22 protein-coding genes and 1 pseudogene are annotated in these 24,627 nt (G+C 72.2%); 15 read left to right on the forward strand and 8 right to left on the reverse strand.

Features of this window, described 5'->3' with window-relative positions:
* Positions 1-18: 18 nt before the first annotated feature.
* From CFK39_RS07785 to CFK39_RS07790, 3 genes are all read right to left on the reverse strand, one after another.
* The gene (locus CFK39_RS07785; RefSeq protein WP_157697108.1) at positions 19-792 is read right to left on the reverse strand and encodes a CPBP family intramembrane glutamic endopeptidase; all 774 of its coding nucleotides are present in this window, start codon (positions 790-792) and stop codon (positions 19-21) included.
* Between the two features lie 140 nt (positions 793-932).
* On the reverse strand, positions 933-1,121 hold the full coding sequence (locus tag CFK39_RS17165; protein WP_338027712.1) for a glycerophosphodiester phosphodiesterase family protein: 189 nt from the start codon (positions 1,119-1,121) through the stop codon (positions 933-935).
* Positions 1,058-1,672, reverse strand: a complete 615-nt coding sequence (locus tag CFK39_RS07790; protein WP_245822974.1) for a glycerophosphodiester phosphodiesterase — start codon at positions 1,670-1,672, stop codon at positions 1,058-1,060. Before CFK39_RS07790 ends, CFK39_RS17165 begins: the two co-directional genes overlap by 64 nt.
* A 196-nt stretch (positions 1,673-1,868) precedes the next feature.
* Here CFK39_RS07790 and CFK39_RS07795 point away from each other — a divergent pair, with 196 nt between their 5' ends.
* Positions 1,869-2,483 carry a hypothetical protein gene (locus CFK39_RS07795; protein WP_089064996.1) on the forward strand — a complete coding sequence of 205 codons (615 nt, stop codon included), beginning with the start codon at positions 1,869-1,871 and terminating at the stop codon, positions 2,481-2,483.
* 140 nt (positions 2,484-2,623) lie between these two features.
* On the forward strand, positions 2,624-3,145 hold the full coding sequence (locus tag CFK39_RS07800) for a ferritin (RefSeq protein ID WP_089064997.1): 522 nt from the start codon (positions 2,624-2,626) through the stop codon (positions 3,143-3,145).
* 109 nt (positions 3,146-3,254) lie between these two features.
* On the opposite strand, the gene CFK39_RS07805 is transcribed toward CFK39_RS07800, so the two are convergent.
* Complete coding sequence (locus tag CFK39_RS07805; RefSeq protein ID WP_245822975.1) at positions 3,255-4,943, reverse strand: BCCT family transporter; 1,689 nt, start codon at positions 4,941-4,943, stop codon at positions 3,255-3,257.
* A gap of 276 nt (positions 4,944-5,219) precedes the next feature.
* Between CFK39_RS07805 and CFK39_RS07810 the strand changes: the two genes are divergently transcribed.
* From CFK39_RS07810 to CFK39_RS07835, 7 genes and pseudogenes are all read left to right on the forward strand, one after another.
* Positions 5,220-6,287, forward strand: coding sequence for an LLM class flavin-dependent oxidoreductase (locus CFK39_RS07810; RefSeq protein WP_089064999.1), 1,068 nt, complete (start codon positions 5,220-5,222; stop codon positions 6,285-6,287).
* 40 nt (positions 6,288-6,327) lie between these two features.
* Positions 6,328-6,636, forward strand: a pseudogene (locus tag CFK39_RS17460) (endonuclease/exonuclease/phosphatase family protein); the annotation flags it as partial.
* Positions 6,637-6,818: 182 nt separating this feature from the next.
* Positions 6,819-7,289 (forward strand): exodeoxyribonuclease III, encoded by a 471-nt coding sequence (locus tag CFK39_RS17465; protein ID WP_420836201.1) that lies wholly within the window; start codon positions 6,819-6,821, stop codon positions 7,287-7,289.
* A 779-nt stretch (positions 7,290-8,068) separates the two neighbouring features.
* Positions 8,069-8,335 (forward strand): hypothetical protein, encoded by a 267-nt coding sequence (locus tag CFK39_RS16795; protein WP_245822354.1) that lies wholly within the window; start codon positions 8,069-8,071, stop codon positions 8,333-8,335.
* A gap of 40 nt (positions 8,336-8,375) precedes the next feature.
* On the forward strand, positions 8,376-9,197 hold the full coding sequence (locus CFK39_RS07825; protein WP_157697109.1) for an S-layer homology domain-containing protein: 822 nt from the start codon (positions 8,376-8,378) through the stop codon (positions 9,195-9,197).
* 61 nt (positions 9,198-9,258) lie between these two features.
* Positions 9,259-12,807: a S41 family peptidase gene (locus tag CFK39_RS07830; protein WP_089065000.1), complete on the forward strand. Its 3,549-nt coding sequence runs from the start codon at positions 9,259-9,261 to the stop codon at positions 12,805-12,807.
* Positions 12,808-13,154: 347 nt separating this feature from the next.
* Positions 13,155-13,691, forward strand: a complete 537-nt coding sequence (locus CFK39_RS07835) for an SRPBCC family protein (protein ID WP_245822356.1) — start codon at positions 13,155-13,157, stop codon at positions 13,689-13,691.
* A 37-nt stretch (positions 13,692-13,728) separates the two neighbouring features.
* Here CFK39_RS07835 and CFK39_RS07840 read toward each other — a convergent pair whose 3' ends face one another.
* The gene (locus tag CFK39_RS07840) at positions 13,729-14,019 is read right to left on the reverse strand and encodes a DUF1905 domain-containing protein (protein WP_089065001.1); all 291 of its coding nucleotides are present in this window, start codon (positions 14,017-14,019) and stop codon (positions 13,729-13,731) included.
* Positions 14,020-14,271: 252 nt separating this feature from the next.
* Between CFK39_RS07840 and CFK39_RS07845 the strand changes: the two genes are divergently transcribed.
* The 6 genes from CFK39_RS07845 (at position 14,272) to CFK39_RS07870 (ending at position 20,628) form a co-directional block, all read left to right on the forward strand.
* On the forward strand, positions 14,272-15,189 hold the full coding sequence (locus CFK39_RS07845) for a universal stress protein (protein WP_245822358.1): 918 nt from the start codon (positions 14,272-14,274) through the stop codon (positions 15,187-15,189).
* A 38-nt stretch (positions 15,190-15,227) separates the two neighbouring features.
* Positions 15,228-15,908, forward strand: coding sequence for a hypothetical protein (locus CFK39_RS07850; RefSeq protein WP_089065002.1), 681 nt, complete (start codon positions 15,228-15,230; stop codon positions 15,906-15,908).
* A 236-nt stretch (positions 15,909-16,144) separates the two neighbouring features.
* Positions 16,145-16,741, forward strand: a complete 597-nt coding sequence (locus CFK39_RS07855) for a copper chaperone PCu(A)C (RefSeq protein ID WP_089065003.1) — start codon at positions 16,145-16,147, stop codon at positions 16,739-16,741.
* Positions 16,738-17,991 carry a Dyp-type peroxidase gene (locus tag CFK39_RS07860; RefSeq protein WP_089065004.1) on the forward strand — a complete coding sequence of 418 codons (1,254 nt, stop codon included), beginning with the start codon at positions 16,738-16,740 and terminating at the stop codon, positions 17,989-17,991. Before CFK39_RS07855 ends, CFK39_RS07860 begins: the two co-directional genes overlap by 4 nt.
* Positions 17,992-18,188: 197 nt before the next feature.
* A complete protein-coding gene (locus CFK39_RS07865) occupies positions 18,189-19,679 on the forward strand; it encodes a gluconokinase (RefSeq protein ID WP_089065005.1) in 1,491 nt (496 codons plus the stop codon).
* A gap of 547 nt (positions 19,680-20,226) precedes the next feature.
* Entirely contained in the window at positions 20,227-20,628 is a 402-nt protein-coding gene (locus tag CFK39_RS07870; protein WP_089065006.1) for a hypothetical protein, read from the forward strand.
* A 171-nt stretch (positions 20,629-20,799) separates the two neighbouring features.
* On the opposite strand, the gene CFK39_RS07875 is transcribed toward CFK39_RS07870, so the two are convergent.
* From CFK39_RS07875 to CFK39_RS07885, 3 genes are all read right to left on the reverse strand, one after another.
* A complete protein-coding gene (locus CFK39_RS07875) occupies positions 20,800-22,071 on the reverse strand; it encodes a mannitol dehydrogenase family protein (protein ID WP_089065007.1) in 1,272 nt (423 codons plus the stop codon).
* Positions 22,068-23,507, reverse strand: a complete 1,440-nt coding sequence (uxaC, locus tag CFK39_RS07880; RefSeq protein WP_089065008.1) for a glucuronate isomerase — start codon at positions 23,505-23,507, stop codon at positions 22,068-22,070. Before uxaC ends, CFK39_RS07875 begins: the two co-directional genes overlap by 4 nt.
* 87 nt (positions 23,508-23,594) lie before the next feature.
* Complete coding sequence (locus CFK39_RS07885; protein ID WP_089065009.1) at positions 23,595-24,599, reverse strand: LacI family DNA-binding transcriptional regulator; 1,005 nt, start codon at positions 24,597-24,599, stop codon at positions 23,595-23,597.
* Between the last annotated feature and the right edge of the window lie 28 nt (positions 24,600-24,627).

Consider the following 24,627-nt stretch of genomic DNA (forward strand, 5'->3'; position numbering starts at 1 on the left):
GGCGGTCGAGGGCGCGGATCAGAGGACGGCGAGGGCGAGGGTGGGCAGGCCCAGCAGCAGCAGATCCAGTCCCCAATGGGCGAGCACGAGCGGCATCAGGCGGCGCATCCAGAGCCAGAGGGCGCCGAGGATCAGGCCCGCGAAGAACGTCGTGAGCACCTTCGCAGCGATGTCGAGCCCCGAGGTGAGGGCGAATCCGATGTGCTGGATGCCGAAGACGATCGCGACAGCGACCAGGGCGCCGAGGCGTCCGAGCCGGTGCTCCAGACGGGGTTGGGCGTATCCGCGATAGACGGCCTCCTCGCTGAGCGCGATGCTGAGCGGAGCGATGAGGACGGCGACGAGACCCACCCACAGCGGCACCGAGGGCGGGGCATCGGTCGACACCGGCGGGGCCCCGCCATACACCAGCAGATTCGCTGCGAAGTTCGACGCCAGGAAGCCGACGACGAGGATCACCAGGAGCAGCACACCCCAGGCGAGGTCGGCCCAGCGGAAGGGACCGAAGAGGTCCCGGAGCCGCCGGCCCTCGGCGTGCATCGCGAGGGCCACCACGCCCAGCGCCGCGAGGTCGACCAGGACGACGAGTGCGTTGGCGTGCAGGAGCGAGAGGTTCGCGGCCAGCAGGCCGACGCCGAGCAGGAGGATCAGCACGGGGCGGACGGCGAGGACCCCGATCACCCGCGGGAGCGGAGCCCGGGCCATGCTGGAATCCGTCTGCTCAGGGACCTGAACAGCGACGGAACGATCGGCGGGGGTGGGATTGGCCGAGCGGCGGGGTGTGGTGCTCATGCCTCAAATGTAAGGGTGACTTGACATTGAAGTCAAGGGCCCTTGACATCAAATGTCAAAGGTGCTTGACATGGCGATCGTTGCAGCGGCACCGGCGTCCGCCTCGCGAGGGTTCGCGACGGACGTGCCGCAGGACGACGTCACCCCAGGCGCACGTCCAGCTCGCGCTGCAGCCAGGCGGGCTCGTCGGTGGTGATCGTGTCGACGCCGCAGGCGAGGGCCACCTCGAGCTGCGCCGCGCTGTTGACCGTCCAGGGGTTCACCGTCATCCCGGCCTCATGCACGCCGCGCGCCGCACCCAGGCTGAGCCCGTCGATCGAGGGGCCCATCCCTGCCGCCCGAGCTCGCGGGCGGTGGCGATCGCCTGCTCATCGACCTGTTCGACCAGGTAGGAGACCGGGGTGTCAGTGGCGCGGCGGATCTCGGCGAGCGCATCGACATGGAAGGAGATGACCGTGGAGTCCGCGGCCGGGGTGCCGGCGGGCAGCCCCTGCAGCAGTTCGGCGACGGCCTTCGCGGCGGCGGCGACCTTGACCTCGATGAACACCGGGGCCGTGGTCATCTCGAGCAGCTCGGCCAGCGAAGGGATGCGCTCGCCACCCTCCAACAGCACCGTGTCGAGCTCGGCCCGGGTGAGGTCGCCGATCGCCCCGCTGCGCAGCGGAGAATCCGCCGCCGCGGTGCGGTCGATGGTCTCGTCGTGCATCACCACCACCTCGCCGTCCGCACTCAGGTGCACATCGCACTCCAGCAGCTGCGCGCCGTCCTCGAGGGCCCGACGGAACGCGCTGAGCGTGTTCTCCGGCGCATGGGCGGAGGCGCCGCGGTGGCCGACGATGGCAGGGCGCGGCGAAGGGGACGGGCGGGACTGCTGGGTCATGGCTCTCCTCGGGGCTGGGGTGGATGACGCCGACGGGACCCAGTCAACCGGACCGGGGAGCGGAGCGACGGGCGTCGGGGCTCACTGGACCGCAGACGTGATCCACACCACACTGAACATCTGGGCTCCTCCACCAGAGACAGCGTCGCCTCCAGGGGTGGCGGGGCCGGGCCCAGCGCCCGGGAAGGGGACCTCGATGACCGCGCACAGCATGGACAGCAGCTCGCTCACGCAGAGCAGCGGGCCGCGAGCGCCGGGGGACGGTGACCTCGCACCGCATCACCACGGGACGCGCGCCCGCAGGGGCCGACGGCTCGTCCCCGCCCTGGCGGTCGCCGCCTTCGCCACGGCGCTCCTCACCGGTTGCGGCGCCGCCGATACCGAGGAGCCCGAGGAGGAACCCGGCACCGGCACAGAACAGGCCGAGCAGAGCGCCGTGGCGGACGACGGCGCAGAGACGTCCGCGCCGGAGGAGCCCACCGAGAGCAGCGCCGCCGCCGACGCCGGCGACGGCACCGCGGAGGGCAGCACAGGCGGCGAGAACCTCTTCGAGGACACCTGGGGACTCGGCCACGACACGCAGGTGCTCAGCGCCGAGGAGCTCGCCACCCTGCTCGAAGCGGAGGCCGAGTCCCGCGGGCCCGAGGAGATGAGCCTGGACGTCGAATGCGCCGACGGCGTCGACACCGGCGCGGCGGACTACGCAGCCGAGTGCACCGCCTACGCCGATGAAGGGGTCGAGCATCCCTGGGCCGTCACCGTCGGTCCGGCGGATGCCGGGCTCGAGATCGAGGTCGAGAACGCCGGCTGAGTACGCCGAACCCTCGATGGGCCTCTGGCCACAGCCGCTCCCAGCGCCGGTCAGGTAAGCCTGCCCGAACTTCATAATCGCTGGTCAGGCCAGCCTTTCCATACGTGACAAGGGCGCTCGAGAGGGCTACCGTCAAGGCCATGAAGATGAGCAATGACCTTGAGAAGAAGTTCCAGGAGCAGATCACGCTCGAGTTCGCCGCGTCGATCACCTACCGCCAGCTGGCCATCGAGGCCGACGAGCAGGATCTCCCCGGCATCGCCGGATGGCTCCGCCACCAGGCCGACGAGGAGATCGTCCACGCCAACAAGTTCATCCAGCACACCGCCGACCGCGGCAACCACGCCACGATCGGCGCGATCGAGGCCCCCGGTGTGAAGCCCGGCCTCTCCGTGCTGGAGATCTTCGAGGCGGCGCTCGCCCACGAGGAGAAGGTCTCCGAGTCGATCCGCGAGCTGTACCGCAGCGCCGACAAGGAGGGCGACTACGACTCCCGGCCGCTGCTGAACTGGTTCGTGGACGAGCAGATCGAGGAGGAGGCGACCGTCTCGGAGATCATCGGCCGCGTGAAGCTGGTCGGTGATGACGGTGCGGGCCTGCTGCGCCTGGACTCCGAGCTGGGCTCGCGCCCGGCGGAGACCACCGAGGCCGACGGGAGCTGACGCTCGGCGGCGGGCGGCATCCGACCGCTTCACGCAGAGGCACGCGCCACCCGATCCGGGCGGCGCGTGCCTCTTTCCGTGCGGAGCCGGGCCGCTCAGACCCCGGTGCTCACCGTTCGAGGCTGGGCTGCGGGGCCGTATCGGCCCGGTCGGTCGCACCGGCGCCCTCGGCAGCGGGCACGGACCGTCGCTGCGGCGCTCCTTCCCGGAGCAACGGGTCGCGGCGCAGCATCATCACCAGCGAGATCGCCAGCGCGAGGATGACGAAGATGAACGGTGCCGCGGAGAGCATCACGGCCGTCTGCAGCGCCTCCAGGCCGCCGGCGTACAGCAGCACGGCGGCCGTCGCACCGGTGAGCAGACCCCACATGCCCATCAGCGGGCGGGCGGGGTCGAGGCGCCCATCCGAGGAGATCACCGAGAGCACGTAGGTGTTCGAATCCGCGCTGGTCACGAAGTACATGATCACCAGTGCCACGGCCACCGCCGAGGTGAGTCCGCTCAGCGGCAGCTGATCGAGCAGGGCGAAGAACGCAGTGTTGACGTTCTCGCTCGCGGCCGCACCGATCCCGGCCTCGCGCTCGCGATCCATGAACATCGCCGAGCCGCCGAACACGGTGAACCAGGCGGAGAAGATCAGGCTCGGCACGCCGAGCACGACCAGCACGAACTGCCGGAGGGTGCGGCCGCGGGAGATGCGGGCCAGGAAGATCCCCACGAAGGCGCCCCAGGAGATCCACCAGGCCATCATGAAGTAGGTCCAGGCCTGCATCCATTCCACGTCCGCGCCATCGGTGGGCAGCATCAGGCTGATCTCGAGGAATCCGCCGGCATATCCGCCGAGCGAGCGGAGGAAGAGGTTGATCAGCCAGCTGGTGGGGCCGGTGGCCAGGACGAACAGCAGCAGGGCTGCGGCGATCACCATCGTGGTCTGGCTCAGGTAACGGATCCCGCGGCCGATCCCGCTCATCGCCGAGGCGGTGAACAGCACGGTGACCAGCGCGATGACGAGGAGCTGCACCCCGGTGGTGGTGAGGTCCAGGCCGGTCAGCCGGCTCATCCCCTGGCTGATCTGGGCGGCCCCGAGACCCAGCGAGGTGGTGGTGCCGAACAGGGTGGAGAGGATGACCAGGACGTCGATCGACTTGCCCACCAGGCCGTCGGCGTGTGCACCGATCAGCGGCCGCAGGATCGGCGAGACCAGGCCCTTGTTCCCGAGGCGGTGGGTGGAATAGCCGATCGCCAGGCCGAAGGTGGCGAACACGGCCCAGGCGTGCAGCCCCCAGTCCAGGAACGTGAAGCGCAGGGCATCGACCACCGCGTCCTCGCTGCCGGGCTCGGCGAGGCCGTGCGGCGGGGTGAGCAGGTGGGCCACCGGCTCGGCCACGCCATAGGTGACCATCCCGATCCCCATCACGGCGCCCAGCAGCATCGCGATCCAGGCGAAGGTGGAGTACTCGGGCCGCGAATCATCGGGGCCGAGGCGGATGGCGCCGAAGCGGGTGCAGGCCAGCACCAGGAGCAGTCCGATCAGGCACAGCGGGATCAGCAGCAGCGACCAGCCGCCGATGGTGGTCACCCAGCGCATCGCCGCGCCGGCGGCGGAGCTCATCTGCGCCGGCCAGAACCCGGCGGCGAGGAGGAAGGCGAGGATGAGCGCCACCGCCACCTGGAAGACCCCGCCCGCAGAGCTGCCCGGCAGCTGCGGGTCGCTCGGGAAGCGCTCGCTCTCGCGCCGGCTGCGGCGCGATCGGGGGGTGCCGACGGGATCGGCAGGCAGGGGGGCGTCCGGCGGCATGGCGCGGTCCGTTCCGTGGAGGGGGCTGCGAGGCATGGGGGCAGGCAGCAGCGAGAGAAGAGGGGGTCTGTGACGGTCAGCGAGCCGAAGCGAGAGCGGCGAGGGTCCGCGCACAGAGCGCTCCACCCTACGGGGTGGAGGGACCCGCGCCGGGTGTTCTGCGCGGAGGTGGGGCGCAGATCTCGCCCCGGGTCGCTGAGCGGCCGCGCTCGGGCGCTGTCGGAGCGGAGCAGCGCACCCATAGTGGAATATTCAATCAAGGGGTAGGGTGGGCCCATGCGTGCCTTCGGATTCCTCAGCTTCGGCCACTACGGCGGCGACCCCGCACAGGGCGGTCTCAGCGCCCGCCAGATGCTCCACGATGCGATCGACATCTCCGTCGGCGCCGACGAGCTGGGCGTGAACGGCGCTTACTTCCGCGTGCACCACTACGCCCGGCAATCCGCTTCCCCGATGCCGCTGCTCGCGGCGGTGGCTGCGCGCACCCAGCGCATCGAGGTGGGGACCGGCGTGATCGACATGCGCTACGAGAATCCCCTGTATCTCGCAGAGGAGGCTGCCGCCCTGGATCTGATCGCCGACGGCCGGGTGGCGCTCGGCATCTCCCGCGGTGCTCCCGAAGCAGCGGACCGCGGCTGGGAGTCCTTCGGGTACACCGGCTCCACGGATCCGCGCGGTGCGGATATCGCCATGTCGAAGTTCGAGGTGTTCCTGCAGGCCATCCAGGCAGAGCCGATGACTCGTGCGGCCGCGCAGCCCTATATGTCCGACGCCGCCCCGCACGCCCCGCTGCGCATCGAGCCGCAGTCCCCGGGCCTCGCCCGGCGCATCTGGTGGGGCGCAGGCTCCCGTGGGACCGCCGAGCGCACCGGCGCTCAGGGGCTGAACCTCATGAGCTCGACGCTGCTGACCGAAGCCACGGGCGCCGCCTTCGGCGATCTCCAGGCCGAGCAGATCGACACCTTCCGGGAAGCATTCCGCGGGGCCGGCCATGAGCACACTCCGCGCGTCTCCGTCTCCCGCAGCGTCTTCCCGATCGTCACCGAGCAGGATCAGCGCCTGTTCGGCGTGGGATCGGGCCAGGACTCCGACCAGATCGGCATCATCGACGGCACGCGCTCGACCTTCGGCCGCTCCTACACGGGCGCGCCGGACCAGCTGATCGAGCAGCTGAAGGCTGACGCCGCGGTGCAGTCCGCCGACACCCTGCTGCTGACCATCCCCTCACAGGCCGGTGTCGAGCTGAACCTCCACATCCTCGAGAGCTTCGCGACGCATGTCGCCCCGTCGCTCGGCTGGCAGCCGAACACGGAGGGACCGGTGCAGGGCGACCCGCTCGCCTGAGAGCGCGCGGCGGGCCTGACCAGCACGTAGCCTCGAGCTCATGCTCCGCATCGCGACCGCCAACATCAATGGGATCCGTGCCACGCAGCGACGCGGTTTCGATAACTGGCTCGCCGGCCGGGGATGTGACGTCGTCGCCCTGCAGGAGGTCCGCGCGCAGGCCGACAAGATCCCCGCAGATGCCTTCGGTGGGTATCACCTCGCCCTCGACACCGGCACCCTGCCCGGCCGCAACGGCGTCGCCGTGCTCACCCGGCACGCGCCGGCGGCGGTCAGGACCTGGAGCGGGGCCGCGCTCGTGGGCGGGCCTGCGGTGACCCCGGGGCCCACCGACGACGATGTCTCGACGGGCCCGCCGACCGCCCTCGCCGAGGTCCCCGCCCCGATCGCATCCCGCTCGCCCGCGGGCTGGGCCGCTTCGCCGCGGAGGGCCGCTATCTCGAGGTCGACCTCGCCGAGGCTCCGCTCACGGTCGCCTGCCTGTATCTGCCCAAAGGGGGACTGCCAGCCCATCTGCAGCGACCGGAGCGGATGCGCGAGGCGCCCGACGGGGGTGCCCGCTACGCCCGGAAGATGGGTTTCATGGCGGCGTTCTCGCGCTACCTCACCAAGGCGCGCCGTGCCGCCCTCGCCGAGGGGCGGGAGTTCCTGCTGATGGGGGATCTGAACATCGCCCACACCCGGCAGGATCTCGCCGCCTGGCGCCGCAATCAGCACCACGACGGCTTCCTCCCCGAAGAGCGCGACTGGTTCGGGCAGCAGTTGTCCCCGCGCACGCTCGTCGACGTGGTGCGGCGCCTGCACCCCGACGAGGACGGCCCGTACTCCTGGTGGTCGTGGCTCGGGCAGTCGTTCGCGAACGACGCCGGCTGGCGCCTCGACTACCACCTCGCCACGCCCCGCCTGGCCCGCACCGCACAGCAGGCCGACGTCGATCGGGAGTTCCGCGGTCGGCGGTTGTCGGACCACGCTCCGGTGGTCGTGGACTACGCCTGGCCGTGACCGCCGAGGCCCCGGAGCGCCTCTGCAGATCACGCCGCGACCCCTGGCCCGCACCACCGGGTTCCCGTAGAGTAAGAAGTCGTGGGCGCCGGACGGTGCGCTCGTTCAGCACCACCGTGAAGGATCACGATGCCCTCGCCGCAGCTCGCCGCCGCCCCGGCCGCGCCTGCCGCACCCCTTCCTGCGGGTGGGACCCGATCCCCGACCGGCACCGACGCGTCTCGTCGGCTGCTCGGCCCCGAGCGTGACGCCCGCCCGCTGACGCTGTGGGGCTCGTCCTCGATGAGCTCGGAGGGCGGTGCCGCTGCGACGCCGGTCGCGGTGCGGATCCATGAGCATCTCGCGCTGTCCGCCGCTCCGGCCGTGGTGCACGGCTACGGCGTCGGTGCCACCGGCTCCCGACACACCCTGCTGATGCGCGGCCTGGACACCCCCGGGCTGCGATGCCTCGGCGAGCCCGCCCCCGGGACCGGGGCGGTGCCGGTCGCCCTCGACTCCGGCCTCACCCCCGTGGGCACCCTCCGGATCCCCGGGGACCTGTCCGGGGTGCCCGGCGTGCTCGACGCCGCCGGCGGCTGGACGTTCATCCCCGACGACACCGCGCGGCCGCTCACGGACGGCATCTTCCGCTCGGCGCTCGCCGGAGTCGCGGAGGGGTCCCGTCAGGTGCTGTGGATGGGCAAGAACAACATCCTCGACACCTCCGGCGTGCTGGAGGACACCCAGCGGATGTGGGACGCCGCCGCAGATCCGGCACAGGACACGCTGGTGCTCGGGCAGTGGCCCACCCGCACGACCCCGTCGGCTCCGCGACGGCGGAGGCCGTCGACGCCGTCAACGAGGAGCAGCAGCGCCGCTACGGCGACCACTTCCTGGACCTGGCCGGTCTGCTCACCACCGAGGACGGCCTCTGCTGCCCGCCGCTCGCACCGCTGCGCCTGCTCGAACAGGCCACCACCCAGGAGGCGCTGGCACAGCGGATCGTCCCGGCCGGTCTGCGGGCCCCGGACGACATCCACCTCAACGGCTGGGGAACCTGGCTGTGAGCTGGGCGATCGTGCGGCGGATGCGGGAGCTGAGGTGGCTATGAGGCGACCCGCCGCACCGCACCTGCACCCCGGCCGGCCCGGTGCCCCGCTCCGGGTCGCGCCCCCGGCTGCTCCACCCGCGCCGGCACCGGAGCCCGCGGCGAAGCCCGCGCCGGCCCGCACGGGCCGCCGTGCCGTGCTGCTGGGCGGTGCCGCAGCGGCTGTCAGCGGTGCCGTCGGCGCCGGTGCCCTGCTGCGCGTCGGCGGCCCCGCCGCCCCGTCGGCCGCCTCCGCCGGGAGCTCGGCGCCCGGTGGCGGGAGCCTCCCCGGTCCCTTCGAGGACGTCACCGCGGATCATCCCGGCGCCGAGGCGATCCGCTGGGCGGACGACACCGGTGTGCAGCCCGCCCTCACCGCGACCGGCTACTCCCCCGATGCCGTGGTGACCCGCGGCGAGGCGGCCGTTGCCCTGCACCGTCTGGCAGGCACCCCGCCCGTGGACCTCGGGGACCTCCCGGTCCTGTTCACGGACCTGGGCGAGGATCCCGCCCAGGTCTCCGCCGTGCTGTGGCTGCACGGCCGCGGTGCGCTGTGGGGCGATGCCGAGCTGCGGGTGCGCCCGGACGAACCCGCCACCGGGGAGTGCACGGCGATGATGCTCACGGCCCTGCTGCGACCGGCCCTGGCCGGGGTCGGCGTCACCTGGGACGCCGCGGCCGAGGCCCCGGGCTCCGCCCTGGCCGACATCGCCTGGCTGGAGGCCGCCGGGATGGCGAGCTCGGAGCCGGCCGGCCGGGCCGGGGACGTGGCGGTGACGCGCGCCGACCTCGCCGTATCCCTCTACCGGGCGGACGCGGTCGTCACCAGCGCGCTGAGCTGACCTGCCCCGGGCGCCGGCGAATCGGTGCAGGGCGTCCGATGCCGCGCGTAGGGTTGGACGCATGCCGATGACGCCCGCACATGCCGCATATCTCCGCCATCCCGATGTCCACGGAGACCTCCTGACCTTCACCGCCGCGAACGATGTCTGGCTGGCCCCGCTGGCCGGCGGGCGCGCCTGGCGGCTCACCGATGAGGGCGCCCCCGTCGCCTACCCGCGCTTCTCCCCCGACGGCACGCACGTCGCGTACACCTCCCGCACCTCCGGCGGCCCCGAGGTGTGGGTGATCCCCACCGAGGGCGACACCGCCCCGCGCCGGCTCACCGCCTGGGGCCGGCCCTCCACGAAGGTCGCCGGCTGGCTGCCGGACGGCCGGATCCTCGCCACCAGCAGCGTCGGCGCCCCGATCGCACGGGATGCCCAGCTGTGGGCGATCGACCTCGAGGGCACCGCCGAGCTGCTGCCCCTGGGGCGCAGCGGTGAGGTGGCGATCCATCCCTCGGGCACCACCGTGGTCTCCACCCCGTGGCGCCGCGACCAGGCCGGGTGGAAGCACTACCAGGGCGGCACCGCGGTGAAGCTGTGGATCTCCCGCCAGGACGTGCCGCTGGACGCTCCCACCGAGACCCATGCCGGGCGCTCCTGGGAGCCGCTGCTGGACGAGCTCCTCGCCTCGAAGCTGCGGATCGCCTGGTACGGGGACCGGCTGCTGTTCGCCGCGGACACCCCCGGACCCGGCGCGGCCCTGAACGATCGCGCCTCCGCGAACCTCTGGTCGGTGGCGCTGGACGGCTCCGACCTGCGCGCGCACACCTCGCTGACCTCCGCCCAGGGCTATCTGCGCGAGCCGGCCACCGACGGCTCCACCATCGTCTTCAGCTCCCGCGGCCGCGTGTTCGCGATGGACTCCCTGGAGGCGAGGCCGCGCGAGGTCGAGATCCTGGTCTCCGGGGTCGGCGCCGCACGGCTGCCGCGCCCGGCGTCGCCGACCAAGAACGTGCTGGCCATGCGCCCGCTGCATGATGCCCGGGCGAGCGTCGTCGAATGGCGGGGCAGCGTGCACGCCCTCACCCACCGCGGCGGGCCGTCCCGCCTGCTCGCCGGGGCCTGCGGGCTGCGGCTGCGGGAGGCGCACCCGCTGGGCCGCACCCCCTTCGCCCTGTTCGTCTCCGACGTGGAGGCGCTCAGCGACCGCGAGTCCGGCGGTGTCGGCTCCGATGTGCTGGCACTGGCGAGGCTGGACGGCGGCGGCGAGGAGATCCGGCTCGACCTCGGCGAGCTGGGCCGCATCCTGCACGCGATCCCCTCCCCCGACGGCTCCAAGGTCGCGATCTCCACGCACGACAACGTGGTGCACCTGGTGACCCTGCGGGGCCTCGAGGACCCCGCGAAGATCTCCCACCAGGCGTCGGCGAAGGAGACCGCCGCCTCCGCCTGGGAGCAGGACGCCGAGCACGCGGTCCCCGCGCCGCGGCTCGACCACGTGCGCGAGGTGGGCCGCTCCACCGGCGGCGAGGTGCGGGACCTCGCCTGGTCGCCGGACGGCCGCTGGCTGGTGTGGGCCGAGCCCAACTCCTGGCAGCTCAGCCGCCTGATGATCTCGGATACCGAGGACCACGAGCCCACCGGCCGCGCCCTGACCACCGGGAAGTACCAGGACTCCGCCCCGGCCTTCAGCGCCGACGGCAAGCACCTGGCCCTGCTGAGCCTGCGCACCTTCGAGACGGTCTACGACGACATGGTCTTCGACCTCGGCTTCGTCAACGCCGAGCGCCCGTTCCTGATCCCGCTGGAGCGCACCACCCCCGATCCCTTCGGCCCGCACCCCGACGGCTGGGGCGCCGACGCGACGAGCAAGGACGCCGAGGGCGACGCCGGCGGTCCGGGCGGGAAGGACGCCGCCAGCACCGCGGGGACCGACGACTCCGCCCGCCCGGCCGGTCCGGGCCCGGAGACGGCGGCCTCGGCCTCGGGCTCGACCCAGCCGGCCAGCTCGCACAGCGCCGCCGGGGCCGACGAGGCTCACCGCCCGCCCACCACCCGGATCGATCTCGAGTCGGTGGAGTCGCGCCTGGTGCCCTTCCCGGTGGTCTCGGGCTACTACTCGCACCTCACCGCCGTCAGCGGCGGCTTCGTCTGGCTGCGCCATCCGCAGCAGGGGGTGCTGGGCAGCGCCCGCGCCGGGGTGGAGGGGGAAGCCCCGACGCCGACCCTGGAGCACTGGAACCTCGCGGACCGCAAGCTCACCGTCCTCGCCGAGGGCGTCACCGACCTCTCCGCCTCCGGTGACGGGCAGTCGCTGGTGATCCGGCAGGGCGAGAAGTGGGTGCAGGTGCCCGCGACCCGCAAGGTCGAGGACGAGGACCCGGCACGGATCGTCATCGACACCTCCCGGATGCGGCTCACGGTCGACCCGGTCGCGGAGCGTCGCGGCATGCTCTGGGACAACTACCGGATCATGGCCCAGCAGTACTGGCGCGCGGACATGGACGGCATGGACTGGCACGCGATGACCTCCTGGTACGACCCCGTCGTCGAGCGTCTGGTCACCGAGGACGACTTCCAGGACATGATGTGGGAGGTCCAGGGCGAGCTGGGCACCTCGCACGCCTACGTGCAGGGCCCGGTCTACCACGCCGATCCGCCGATGCTCCCCGCTCATCTGGGGGCCGACCTCGAGCTCCGCGACGGGCGCTGGGTGATCACCCGGATCCTGCCCGGCGACTCCTCCGACCCCGACGCCCGCTCGCCGCTGCTCGCCCCCGGGGTGGGGGCGCAGGTCGGCGATGCGGTGATCCGCGTCGACGGCCGGCCGGTGCACCGCGAGGGCATCGAGGCCGCGCTGATCGGCGCCGCGGACAAGCCCACCGAGCTGGTGCTGCTGCGCGACGGCGCCGAGCACCGGGTGGCGGTCACCCCGATCGCCGATGACTCCGCTCTGCGCTACCAGGCCTGGGTCGCCGCCCGGCGGGCGCTGGTCGAGGACCTCTCGGGCGGTCGGCTCGGCTACCTGCACATCCCCGACATGGTCTCCTCCGGCTGGGCGCAGATGCACCGTGACCTGCGCGAGGCCTCCACCAAGGAGGGTCTGGTGGTGGACGTGCGCTACAACAGCGGCGGCCACACCTCGCAGCTGGTCACCGATCGGATCGCCCGCCGGGTGCTCTCCTGGGGCTACCCGCGCCACGAGCGCCCCGGCACCTACCCGTCCTTCGCGCCGCGCGGTGCGGTGGTGCTGGTGACCAACCAGGAGGCGGGCTCCGACGGCGACATCGTGAACGCCGTCTCCCGCGCCCTGGAGATCGGTCCGATCATCGGCACCCGCACCTGGGGCGGCGTGATCGGCATCGACGGCCGCTACGACCTGGTCGACGGCACCGGCGTCACCCAGCCGAAGTACGCCAGCTGGTTCGAGGGCGAGGACTGGGCGATCGAGAACTACGGCGTGGAGCCCGATATCGAGGTGCCGCTGCCGCCGAACGCCTGGGTCTCGGGCGAGGACCCGCAGCTCACGCGCGGGGTCACCGAGGCGCTCGCGCTGCTGGAGCAGCAGCCCGCCGCCGTCGCGCCCCCGCTGCCGGCACCGCGCTTCGGTCCCGGCAAGGGCTGAGCCCTACCCGGCGCCCGCTGCCCACCGCCCGCCGCCCGGCGGCACTGGCGGCACCGGCGGCCGGCGTCGGCGACTCGCACCCGGGATTGTCAGGATCTATACCATTCTCGAGCAGATTCTGGTTCGGATCCTGACAATCCACCCCCGCCCGCACACGGACCGGCCACTCACGGACCGCCCGCCCGCGGAGCGCCCGCCCACAGGCCGGTCGCAAGCGGCCGCGGGCGACGGTCCCGGCCACGCCAGCGGTCCCGGCCGTGCCGACGGTCCCGGCCATGGCGCGGGGTTCGGGTGGACAATGGCGGGAGATGTCAGTGCCGCACAGGGCGGCGCAGGGAAGGAGCTTCGTGAACTCGTCCGGGAACGATCCGACCATCGATCAGCGCATCGCCGACCTCCCCGTCGCCGTCGACCTCACCGAGGACGCCGTGATCCTCGAGGTGGACCTCTCCGGCACCGGCGCGCAGATCTGGGAGCACCTCACGGACCCTGCGCTGCTGGCGACCTGGTCACCGATCGTGCCCGAGCGGCCTTTGACCGAGCCCGGGCCCGTCCTGTCCCGGGAGACCCCGGACGCGGACCCGGTGGCCGTCGACGTGCTGGCCACCGCCGGCGATCATGCGCTGACCCACCGCTTCGGCGACGACCTCCTGGAATGGCTGATCGACGAGGCGCGCCTGACCCTGCTGATGAAGCTGTCGGACCCGCAGCAGGCACCCACCACCTTGGCCGGCTGGCAGGTGTGCCTCGGCGTGCTCGACGCCCGCCTCGAGGGCCTGGACCAGGAACGGATCGTGGGGCGCGACGCCCTGGAGCACGGCTGGCGCGAGCTGCGCGACCGGTACGCACAGGAGCTCGATCTGCCCGATCAGCCCGAGGTGTGAGGGCGGGGCATCTGCGCGCACGGCAGGAGCGGCTCCCTCAGCGCGCCTCGATGTGCAGGCTCACCTCGACCCGGTCCCCCACCTCGATCTGCTCGGCCCGCTGGACCGCGACCTTCACGGGCACCAGGTAGCCGCCATCGCGGGGGAAGAGCGAGGTGGTGAAGTCCGTGTCCCCGATGCGGACGACCGCCGGGATGCAGCCCCAGCCGTAGGTGGCCGCAGGCGCGATCGCCGCGATCGCGTCCGCCTCCTCCTCGGGCACGGGGGCGAAGACGAAGGGCGCCGGCCCGCGCCACTCCACGGTGTTCGCGCTGAAGGACAGGTCCATGCCCCGAGCGTAGACCCGTGCGGGGCACAGCGCCCGTGATGCCCGACGCCCCGCGCCCACGGGGCGAACGGGCAGGACGAACGGTCCATGCAGAACGATGCGTCCGGCCTACGATGGGTGCACCGACGACTGAATCGACCGGGGCGGCGTCGTCGGCCCCGCAGCGCCCCCGATGCAGGAGGTCGAGATGCACGACGACGACTCCACCCCTCAGTCCCCGATCCCGCGGATCCGGACGCGAGACCGCTCGGCGTGCTCGTCGGCTTCGACGGCTCCGACCAGTCCGTCCGGGCACTGTTCTACGCGGCGCGCGCCGCGCGGCGGCTCGACAGCCTGCTCACCGTCGTCACCGCCTTCACGGTGCCGAGCCTCGCCTACGCCGATGCTTCGCTGACCCCTACCGTCCCTGCGGAGGTGGCCCGCCTGGCCGCGGCCCAGGAGCAGCTCGAGGAAGCGCGCGAGCACCTGCGCGGATTCCCCGGCGAGACGGATCTGCGCACCGCACAGGGTGACGCCGCCGGCGTGCTGGTGGAGATGTCCGCACGGGCCCAGCTCGCGGTGGTCGGAGCCCGCGGCCGAGGCGGCTTCTTCGGCCGCCTGCTCGGTTCGGTCTCGACCGCGCTGCCGGCGCACGCGCACTGCCCCACCATCGTCGTGCCGCGCCAGTACGAGGTGGGCACCGACACCGGGGTCGCGCGCTTCACCCCGCGGGACGAGCGCACCCCGGTGGTGGTCGGGGTGGACGGCTCCCCGCACAGCCGCCTCGTCGTGCGCCACGCCGTCGTCGCCGCCCGCACCCGGAACGCGCCGCTGCACCTGCTGATGGTCATGTCCTCGCTCGAGGACTGGGGCGGTGCCTCCATGGCCTGGCTCCCCGATCCGGATCTGCTGGAGCGCCACCGGCACGATCTCGGGGACCAGCTCGAGGCCGACGCGGAGGCCCTGCGGACCGAGCATCCCGATCTCACGATCACCAGCCGCGCGGTGCTGGCCGAACCGGTCGCCGCTCTGCTCGAGCAGACCGCGGGAGCCCAGCTCACGGTGCTCGGGACCCGGGGCCACGGCCGGGTGGCCAGCACCCTGCTCGGCTCGGTCTCCCAGGCGGTGCTCCAGCGCGCCGAGGGTCCCGTGATGGTGGTCCCACCGCGCGGCGCGGAGACCGGGATCTGATCCCCGCACGGCCCGTCGGCAGGGGCACAATGGACGACATGCCCTCGAGTCGCTCGCCGCTGCGCCTGCTGCGCGGCGTCACCGCCGCGACGCTGGTGACCCTGACCGCCCTCGGAGGGCACCTGATCGGTGGCGGCGCCATGCCCTCGTGGCTGGGGGTGGCGCTTCCCTGGTGGCTGTCGGTGACCGCCTGCACGGTGCTGGCGGGAGCTCGTTTCTCGCTGCCGCGGATGGGTGCCGCCGTGCTCAGCAGCCAGGCCCTCTTCCACGGCCTGTTCATCGCCGGCACGCCGGGCGACCCGAGCATCGCCCTGGTCGCGCCTCCGGGCTCCCACCTCGACCACGGCACGCACGGGGCAGGTGGGGCCCTGACAGGCGCGGCGCACTCCGGCCACGGGACCGGTGGGGCGGGCACAGCTGCGGAGCATGCCCTGCACGGCAGCCATTCCGATCCGCAGATGCTGCTGTGGCACCTCGTGGCCGGACTGATCACCACCCTGGTGCTGTATCGCGGGGAGAGCTTCCTGCTGCGCTGCACCGGTCTGGTGGCCGCGGTCCTCGAGGTGCTCTCCCGACCGCCGCGCCCCCTGACGCTCCCGACGCTCGTGCTGCCCCGAGCGTCCCGGCCGGTGCCGGCGCGCGCCTCGCTGCGGCACATCCGCCGCGCGGTGCTCGCTCCTCAGCTGCGACGGGGTCCGCCCCTGGTCCTGGCCGCCTGAGCACCGCCGACGCCCCGCCTCGGCAGCACGGCCCCTGCGCCGGCCCAGGCAGCCCTTCGGACGACTCCCGCCCGGCACCGCCGTGCGGAACTCCCTCACGCCCGCTGCCGGATGAGCACCTCGCCGCCGGCCCGCGGAGCGTCTCCGAAAGGACCACGCATGTTCCGAACGACCCCTTCGAGCCCCGTGCCCTCCCCCGCGGAGGTTCAGCCCCCGCCTCCGCCGCCCGTCCGCTGATGGGTGCCCGCCTCCCCCGGCGGGCGGCGCTCGCCGCACTGCTGCTGCCCCTGGCCGCCTGCGCCGCGGACCCGGGCAGCGGCGCCGAGGCCGACGCCGACGCCCCTGCCACCGGTGCCGGCAACGCCGCCGAGGGTGACGCCCTCGCGATCACCGAGGCCTGGGTCAAGGCCGCCGAGGAGCACATGACCTCGGCCTTCGGCATCATCCGCAACGACACCGACACGGACCTCGTGCTGAGCGGGGCGCGGACCGATGCCAGCGCCCAGGTGGAGCTCCACGAGACCGCCTCCGACGGTTCGGGCGGCATGAGCATGCAGGAGAAGGAGGGCGGCTTCCCGCTGCCCGCCGGTGAGGAGCTGCTCCTCGAACCCGGAGGGAACCACCTCATGCTCATCGATCTCGCCGCACCGCTGCTCCCCGGGGACGAGGTGGAGCTGACACTGGAGTTCGAGGACGGGACCGAGCTCCCGTTCACGGCCACCGTGAAGGACTTCGCGGGCGCTCAGGAGCACTATGAGCCCGAGGGCTCGATGGGCTCCGGTGCCTCCGACGGAGGCGGCGAGCACGAGGCCGGGCACGGGGACGACAAGTGACCTCCGAGGACTCCTCCCCCGCCAGGCCCGGCCGGCGCCAGCTGCTGCGGGCGGGATCCCTCGGCGCGGGCGCCCTCGGCGTGGGCGCCGCGTCCATCGGCCTGGACCGCACGCTGAGCGGTCGCGGCGCGTCCGGGGCGTCCGCCTCGGCCTCCGCGGCCGCGCCTCCCCTGCACGGGGGCGAGACCGTCCCCTTCCATGGCGAGCACCAGGCGGGGATCGAGACCCCCGCCCCGGCGGCGGCGACGTTCGTGGGCCTGGACCTGCGGGAGGAGGTGGACCGTGAGGGGGTGCTGCGGATGCTGCGGCTGCTCACCGATGATGCGGCCCGCCTCACCCGCGGCGAGCCGCCGCTCGCGGACACGGAACCGGAGATGGCGACGCAACCTGCCGCGCTCACCGTGACCGTCGGCTTCGGGCGCGGTCTCATGGAGCGTGCCGAGCGGGCGGCCCCGTCGTGGCTGGATCCGCTGCCGCCCTTCGGGATCGACGAGCTGCAGGACGAGTTCACCGGCGGCGACCTCATGCTGCAGGTCGCGGCGGAGGACCCGGTCACCGTCTCGCATGCGCTGCGGATGCTGCTCAAGGACGCCCGGGCCTTCACCCGGGTGCGCTGGGTGCAGCCGGGGTTCCGGCGCTCACCGGGGATCGTGGCACCCGGCTCCACCATGCGGAATCTCTTCGGACAGCTCGACGGCAGCGCGAACCCCGCGACCGGGACCCCGCACTTCTCACACGTGGTGTGGATCGAGGAGGGGCCCTTCGCGGGCGGCACCTCGATGGTGATCCGCCGGATCCGGATGGACATGGACGGGTGGGACGAGGTGGACCGCACCGCGCGGGAGCAGTCCACCGGCACCCGGCTCGACGACGGCGCACCGCTGAGCGGGGGGACGGAGACCTCCGCCGCCGACTTCGAGCAGGTCTCCGCCAACGGGTTCCCGGTGATCGGGGAGTTCTCCCATATGCGGCGGGCCCGCGGCGTCGACGACGGCGAGCACCAGGAGATCTTTCGTCGGCCGTACAACTACGATCTCGCTCCGCCGCCGGGCGGCGGTGCGCTCTCCGAGTCCGGTCAGATCTTCGTGTCCTTCCAGGCTGATCTGCTCGGCCAGTTCCTGCCGATCCAGCAGCGGCTGGACACGCTGGACCTGCTGAACCGGTGGACCACCCCGATCGGCTCGGCGGTGTTCGCGATACCGCCCGGCTGCGCGGAGGGCGAGCACATCGGGGAGACGGTGCTGCGGTGAGCCGGCGCGTGAGCTGACCGGGCGCCGTCCCGCCGCGGGCCCGCCACGGGGCGCGGGGCGGGACGGCACCGGTCCCGCACCCGTGGCAACCCGTGGCGAGGCCCCTGACGGCGCTCTGCCCGCCTCGTATGCTGGCCGGAAGACCTGTGTCGACGCCATGCCGGCGCAGGTGCCCCGACACGTGCAGGAGACCTCCCATGCCCCGATTCCACGTCCCGGCCGAGGATGCACAGGGACCGCTCGTGGTCGGGATCGACATCGGCTCCGGCGGCACCCGCACCGCGGTCTACGACGTCTCCGGCCGCGAGTTCGGCTCACTCCATCACAAGGAGGCCCACTCGTTCACCGTCGACGACGACGGCACCAGCACCCTCGACGCCGATCAGGTCGTCGAGGAGATCCGCACCTCGCTGGGCGCGGTGCTGACCGGCTCCCCGCTGCCCGGGCAGGTGCGCGCGATCGGCGTCGACACCTTCGCCTCCTCGCTGGTCGCGGTCGACGCGGCGGGGGATGCGCTGACCCCCTGCATCACCTACGCGGACACCCGCTGCCAGGCTCAGGTGGATCGCCTTCGGACGGACCTCGACGTCGACGAGCTCCACGAGCGCACCGGCGCCCGCCTGCACTCCTCCTACACCGCGCCGCGCCTGGCATGGCTGCGCGAGACCCGACCCGAGGTCTTCGCACGCACCGAACGCTTCATGGCCCTCGGCGAGTACGTGGCCTCCAAGCTGCTGGGCACCCCGGCGCTGGGGACCGCCTCGGCCGCCTGGTCCGGCATGATCGACCGCCGCACCGGGCAGTACGTGCCCGAGCTGCTCGAGGCCGTCGGGGTGGACGTCTCCGCGATGGGCCCGGCGCTGGATCCCTCCGACGCCCTGCCCGTCGAGGGCACCCCGCTGGCCGCGGAGTTCCCCCAGCTGAAGGACGCCGTGTGGGTGCCGGTGATCGGCGACGGCCTGGCCGCGAACCTCGGCATCGGTGCGCTCGGCGCGGACACCTGGGGCATCTCCACCGCCACCTCCGGGGCGATCCGGCAGCTGCTCTCCACCGAGATCCCCACCCTGCCCAGCGGGCTATGGGCCTACCGCGTGGACCAGCAGCGCACCCTCGTCGGCTCCGCGATGAGCGACTGCGGGCGCGTGCTGGACTGGTGCCGCAACGAGCTGGCGATGCCCTTCGACGTCGCGAAGACGGACACCACCGCCCTCTTCTCTGCCCCGGTCTCCGCCGCCACCCCGCTGGTCGTCCCCTTCTTCTCCGGGGAGCGCGGCACCAAGTGGCGGGGCAGCTCGCGGGCCCTGTTCGCGAACGTCGGTGCCTCCACCACCTGGGAAGACATGCTGCGCGGAGCGATGGAGGGCGTGGCCCTGTCGTTCCTGCGGATCGCCGATCAGCTGCGTGAGGCCGGCGGCGAGCCGGAGCGGATCGTGCTCTCGGGCGGCATGACGGGCGCGGTCCCCGGCTGGCTGCACCTGCTCTCCGATGCGCTCGGCATGCCGATCGACCATGTCGCGGTCTCCCGCTCGACCATGCGCGGCGCCGCCGTGCTGGCCCTCGAGCAGGCGGCTCCGGGCGTCCCCGTCGCCGAGGCGCCGGTGCTCACCCATGTCGAGCCTGTCGCCGCCCATCAGGGCTACTACCGCGAGCGCCTCGAGCGCTTCGAGAAGCTCGCCGACCTGGCCTGAGGACTTACCCGGGCTCTCGATACCCCAGCCCTGTTACGCTCAATTCCCACACGCCGACGGGGGCCGATGAGAGGAATTCAATGCAGAAAAGACTCATCTCAGCAGCTAAAACACTCGCCTGCGTTACCGTGAATTGGCAGAACCCGGACGCCAACAAAATTCATTCAAAGTTCGGGATGGCCCCTTCCAAGAAATACGTGAATGGAAAACTGGCAGAGACGCGCCACGCATCGCCCTCCGGAATCAAACTGGTGAACCCCGGAGCTTCTTCCAATCTCGCAGAGTTTCGGATCTCCCACGACGTTCCGAATCCGTTCTGCACTGCTGGCTCCATTCGCTACGACGAACAGGTTCGCATATACCGAACCTCTGGACCGGTTGAGTCGATCGGCTGGAGGAGGCCAGTCCCAGCCCATGAGTCCTACGCCCGACGTGACATCGCGGGTGGGAGTCAGGAATGGACAACGATGTCACGACGCTCGAACGAAGGGTTCATGTGCCTCGTAGAGGTTCTCTGCGATCTTGATGAGTACGCACTTAGCCAAACATGACCTCGATTCTGCGTCACTACTTCGCACTTCTCGCCGTCTCAACCCTGACGACATGGGCAGTCTACGGATCGATCGTTGCCGGAACTCCACTACTTTTCATCGGCTTCTGGCCGAACGCGGTGTTGGGGGCATGCCTCGCTGTGGCCACATCGGCGCTGTTCGCCATCACGACAAAACTCACCCACCGACCGGTGCTCTCCTCATGGATCACCGCTACCGTTGCCGTGACCATCTCGGTCATCTTCCTGCTTTCAGGAGATAGCCCGGCCTTTGGGCGCAGCTGGTGGGGCGAGCTCGCCTACTACGCGGTCCTCCTCGGCATCCCTCAGTGCTCAACAGCGGCGATCATGACGGGGACAGAGATGTTTCTGCGACCGAAGACGATACGCTCAGATTAGAGTGCTCGCACTTCAGCAGCGTCGAACACCTGAGCCACCTGACTCGCCCAAGTCGCAGGTCTGCCCTGCGGTCTTCTCGGGACGGGGCCTGCCCGCGGTGCCTCCCCCGCCCTCGAGCTCGTGCGTCAGGGGCAAAGTCCGGTAGCCCCGCCTCCGGCACCATGGACGGCCTCAGGGACGCGGCAGGCGCGTCTCCTCGGCGACGACCGCAGCGACCAGGGGGTCGCCGGCGGGCACATTGATCAGTGCCAGCAGTGCGGTGACCCGCTCGGTCGCGTCCTCGATCGCCGCAGCGGTCGCGATCTCGGCCGCCTTCGGATCCTGGACCTCGTTCCCGCCGCGCACCCGGTCGGTGACCCAGACGGTCCAGGCGGCGATGGCCGCGACCTCGCCGGGAGCCTTGTCCGGACCGCCGCGCTCGGCGATCACGGGCAGGGCACGCACGGGCAGCTTCACGGAGCCGTCGGCCGCGATGCGGATCAGGTTGTCCGCGAGGCGCGGGTTGCGGAACCGCTCCTCGAGGGCGGAGGTGTAGGCATCGAGCTCATGATCCGGCAGCGGCAGAGTCGAACGGGCCTCGGCCCACAGCTGCTCGACCAAAGCGCGCACCTCACGGTGCGAGATGGCCTCGTCCACGCGCTGGACGCCGGCGACCTGGCCGGCGTAGGCCATCAGGGTGTGCGCACCGTTGAGCAGGCGCAGCTTGCGCAGCTCGTGCACCTCGATGTCGTCGGTGAACTGCACGCCGGCCTTCTCCCACTCGGGGCGGCGGCCGCGGAAGCGGTCCTCCACGACCCACTCGGAGAAGGGCTCGGTGACCACCGGGACGGTGTCGGCGAGCCCGGTCCGTGCCAGGACGATGTCACCGGCCTCATCGTCCGCAGACGGGGTGATCCGGTCGACCATGGAGGAGATGACGTCGACGTGGTCCGCAGACCAGGCGGTGGTCTCCTCGTCGAGCTCGGCGAGGACGGCCTGGCGCAGCACCTCGCCGTTGCCGGTGAGGTTGTCGCAGGAGACCAGCGCGATCGGTTCGGTGACCCCGGCCTCGCGGCGGGCCTTCAGCCCGAGCGCGATGCGGGCGGGGGCGGAGACCGCGGGGTCGCTGCCGGCGGCGTAGCCCTTCTCGGTGATGGTCAGGGTGACCACGGCGGTGAAGGGGTCGGCGAGCAGGCGCACCAGGGCGTCGATGTCGGAGGCGGGGAACACCTCGTCGATGACGTCGACGAGGCTGACCTCGTCCTGCTCCGGGCCGCGGACGATCAGGCCGTACTTGCCGCCCTGGGCGTTCAGCGCATCGGCCATCGCGGCGGAGCGGCCGGTGAAGGCCACCACGGACCAGCCGCCGGCCACCTCGGTGTTGTACAGAGTGTGGGAGCGGGCGAAGTTGCCGATGCCGAGGTGGACCAGACGGCCTACGTCCGAGGGGCTGGGGGTGCTCATGAGTTCTTCTCTCCTGCAGCGCCGAGGCGGAAGACCTCGCGCGGCTGCTGATCGGGCAGGGTGACCACGAGCTCCTGCGCGTCCTCGAGACGCATCCGGTGCTCGGCGACCAGCCCAGCGAGGTGCGAGGCGTCCAGGCGTCGGGACATGTCGTGCCGCGCCGGGATGGAGCAGAAGGCGCGCGTGTCGTCGATGAAACCGCTGGTCCGGCTGTAGCCGATGGTCTCGGAGACCGCACGGCGGTAGCGGAGGATCGCATCGGGGGCGTCGATGAACCACCAGGGTGCACCGGCGTACACCGAGGGGTACACACCGGCCAGCGGCGCGATCTCGCGCGAGAGCACCGTCTCGTCGATCGTGAACAGCACGGTGCGGAAGTTCGGGTGATGGCCGACATCGTTGAGCATCGGGCGGAGGTGGTGGACGTAGTCCACCGCGACCGGGATGTCGAAGCCGACGTCGGGGCCGAACTTCTTGAAGACAGCATCGCTGTGATTCCGGTCGACGGCCGGGTGGATGGTCATGACCAGGCCGTCCTCGGCGGCCAAGCGTGCCTGGTCGGCCAGCAGGTGGCGGCGCAGGGCCACGGCCTCGTCGGCCCCGATCGCACCGTCGCGGGCGGCGGTGTAGAGCCGGCGGGCGTCCTCGTCGCTGAGACGGGCGGTGCCCGGGTCGATGTGCGCGTGGTCGGAGGAGACGGCGCCGTGATCGCGGAAGTAGAGGCGGCGGGCGCGCATGGCCTCGTGGTAGCCGTCGTAGGTGCCGGTGTCGATCCCGGCGGCCTCGCCGAGAGCATCGGTGAGCGCAGAGAAGTCGGGGCGGCCGGCCTCGAGGTACTTGTCCGGACGGAAGGTCGGGATCACGCGGCCGCCGAAGGACTCGTCCGCGGCGAGCGCGTCATGGGGCGCGAGATCGTCGACCGGGTCATCGGTCGTCGCCATGACCTCGATCTTGAACTGGTCGAACAGGGCGCGGGGGCGGAACTCGGGCTGGGCGAGCTTCTCGGCGAGCGCGTCGTACATCGCATCGGCCGTTCGCGGGTTCAGGACGGTCTCGAGGCCGAAGACCTCGGCGAACTCGTGCTCCATCCAGTAGCGGGACGGGGTGCCGGCGTAGGCGTGCCAGTGCTCGGCCAGCAGGTGCCAGGCCCGGCGGGAGGCCTTCTCGTCCAAGGGTCCCTGGCCCACGCCCAGCTCCGCGAGGTCCACGCCTCGGGCATGCATCAGGCGGTTGACGTAGTGGTCGGGGGTGATGAACAGCGAGGTCGGGTCGCGGAAGGGCTCGTCCTCGAGCAGCAGTCGGGGGTCGACATGCCCGTGGGGCGAGACGATCGGCTGGTCCTTCGCCAGCGTGTACAGGTCGCGGGCGATGTCGCGCACGGCCGGGTCCGCGGGCAGGAGTCGATCGGGATGCGGGACGAAGGCGTCGTTGCTCATGCGGCCATCCTCGCAAGGCCGGGCCGCCCCCGCCGGTCGTTGTCACCGGTTGCCGGTGCCGGAGGTCGGCGCCGGGTGCGGGGTGGCTCAGCTGCCGGGGTCCCGGAGGCCCGTGGTGCCGCGCGGGACCAGCCGCACCGGCAGCGTGCCCTCGACCGGGCTGCGGTGCGCGGAGGGGTTCTCGATCCGGCGCACCAGGCGCTCGACGGCGGCCCGGCCCTGGGCCCGCTTGGGGCTGACCACGGTGGTCAGCCCCCCGCCGACCAGTCGTGAGAGCTGGATGTCGTCGTGCCCCATCACCGACAGCTCCCCCGGCACCCGGATCCCGGCACGCAGCGCGGAGATCAGGAAGCCGAAGGCGACCAGGTCGTTGTAGCAGACCACGGCGTGCGGGAGGGAGTCGCGCAGCTCCTCGAAGGCCTCTTCGCCGCCCGCGGTGGTGGGGGCGAAGGGGCCGTGCCGCTGGACCTGCAGGCCGTGCTGCCGGGCGGCGACGCGGGCCGCGCGCCAGCGCTCCCCGTCGGACCACGAGTTGACCGGGCCGGCGACGTAGGTGACGGTGCGGATGCCGTTCCCGGCGAGGTGCTCGAGCGCCTGGCCCATCCCGTTCTCGAAATCCGGGGTCACCGAGTCCAGGCCCGCGACGCGACGGTTCAGGACCACCACCGGGATGCGTTTGGTGAGGTGGTTCAGGGTGGCGTCGGAGAGGCGGGTGCCGGCCAGCACGATCCCGTCGACGACGTTGATGGCGCTCTCCAGGCTGGAGCGCTCCCGGGCCTCGTCCTCGACGGTGTCCAGCAGGAGCAGCAGGAAGCCCTGTTCGTGCGCGGCCTCCTGCATGCCGGAGACGAGCTCGGCGAAATAGGGGTTGGTGAGGTCGGGGACCTCGATGCCGAGGCGGTGGTGGCGTTCCCCGCGCTCCTGGGCCGCGGGGGCGGTGGTGCGGTAGTCCAGCGCCTTGGCGGCATCCATCACCGTGGCGTGCGTCGCCGCGCTGACCCGTCCGGGGCGGGAGAAGGCGCGGGAGACTGTCGACGGGGCGACGCCGGCGGCCTTGGCCACGTCGTAGATCGTCACGCGCTTCTGGGTCATCCTGCGGCTCCGTCCTCGCCGGTGTCGG

The organism is Brachybacterium avium, from assembly GCF_002216795.1.
GTDB lineage: Bacteria > Actinomycetota > Actinomycetes > Actinomycetales > Dermabacteraceae > Brachybacterium > Brachybacterium avium.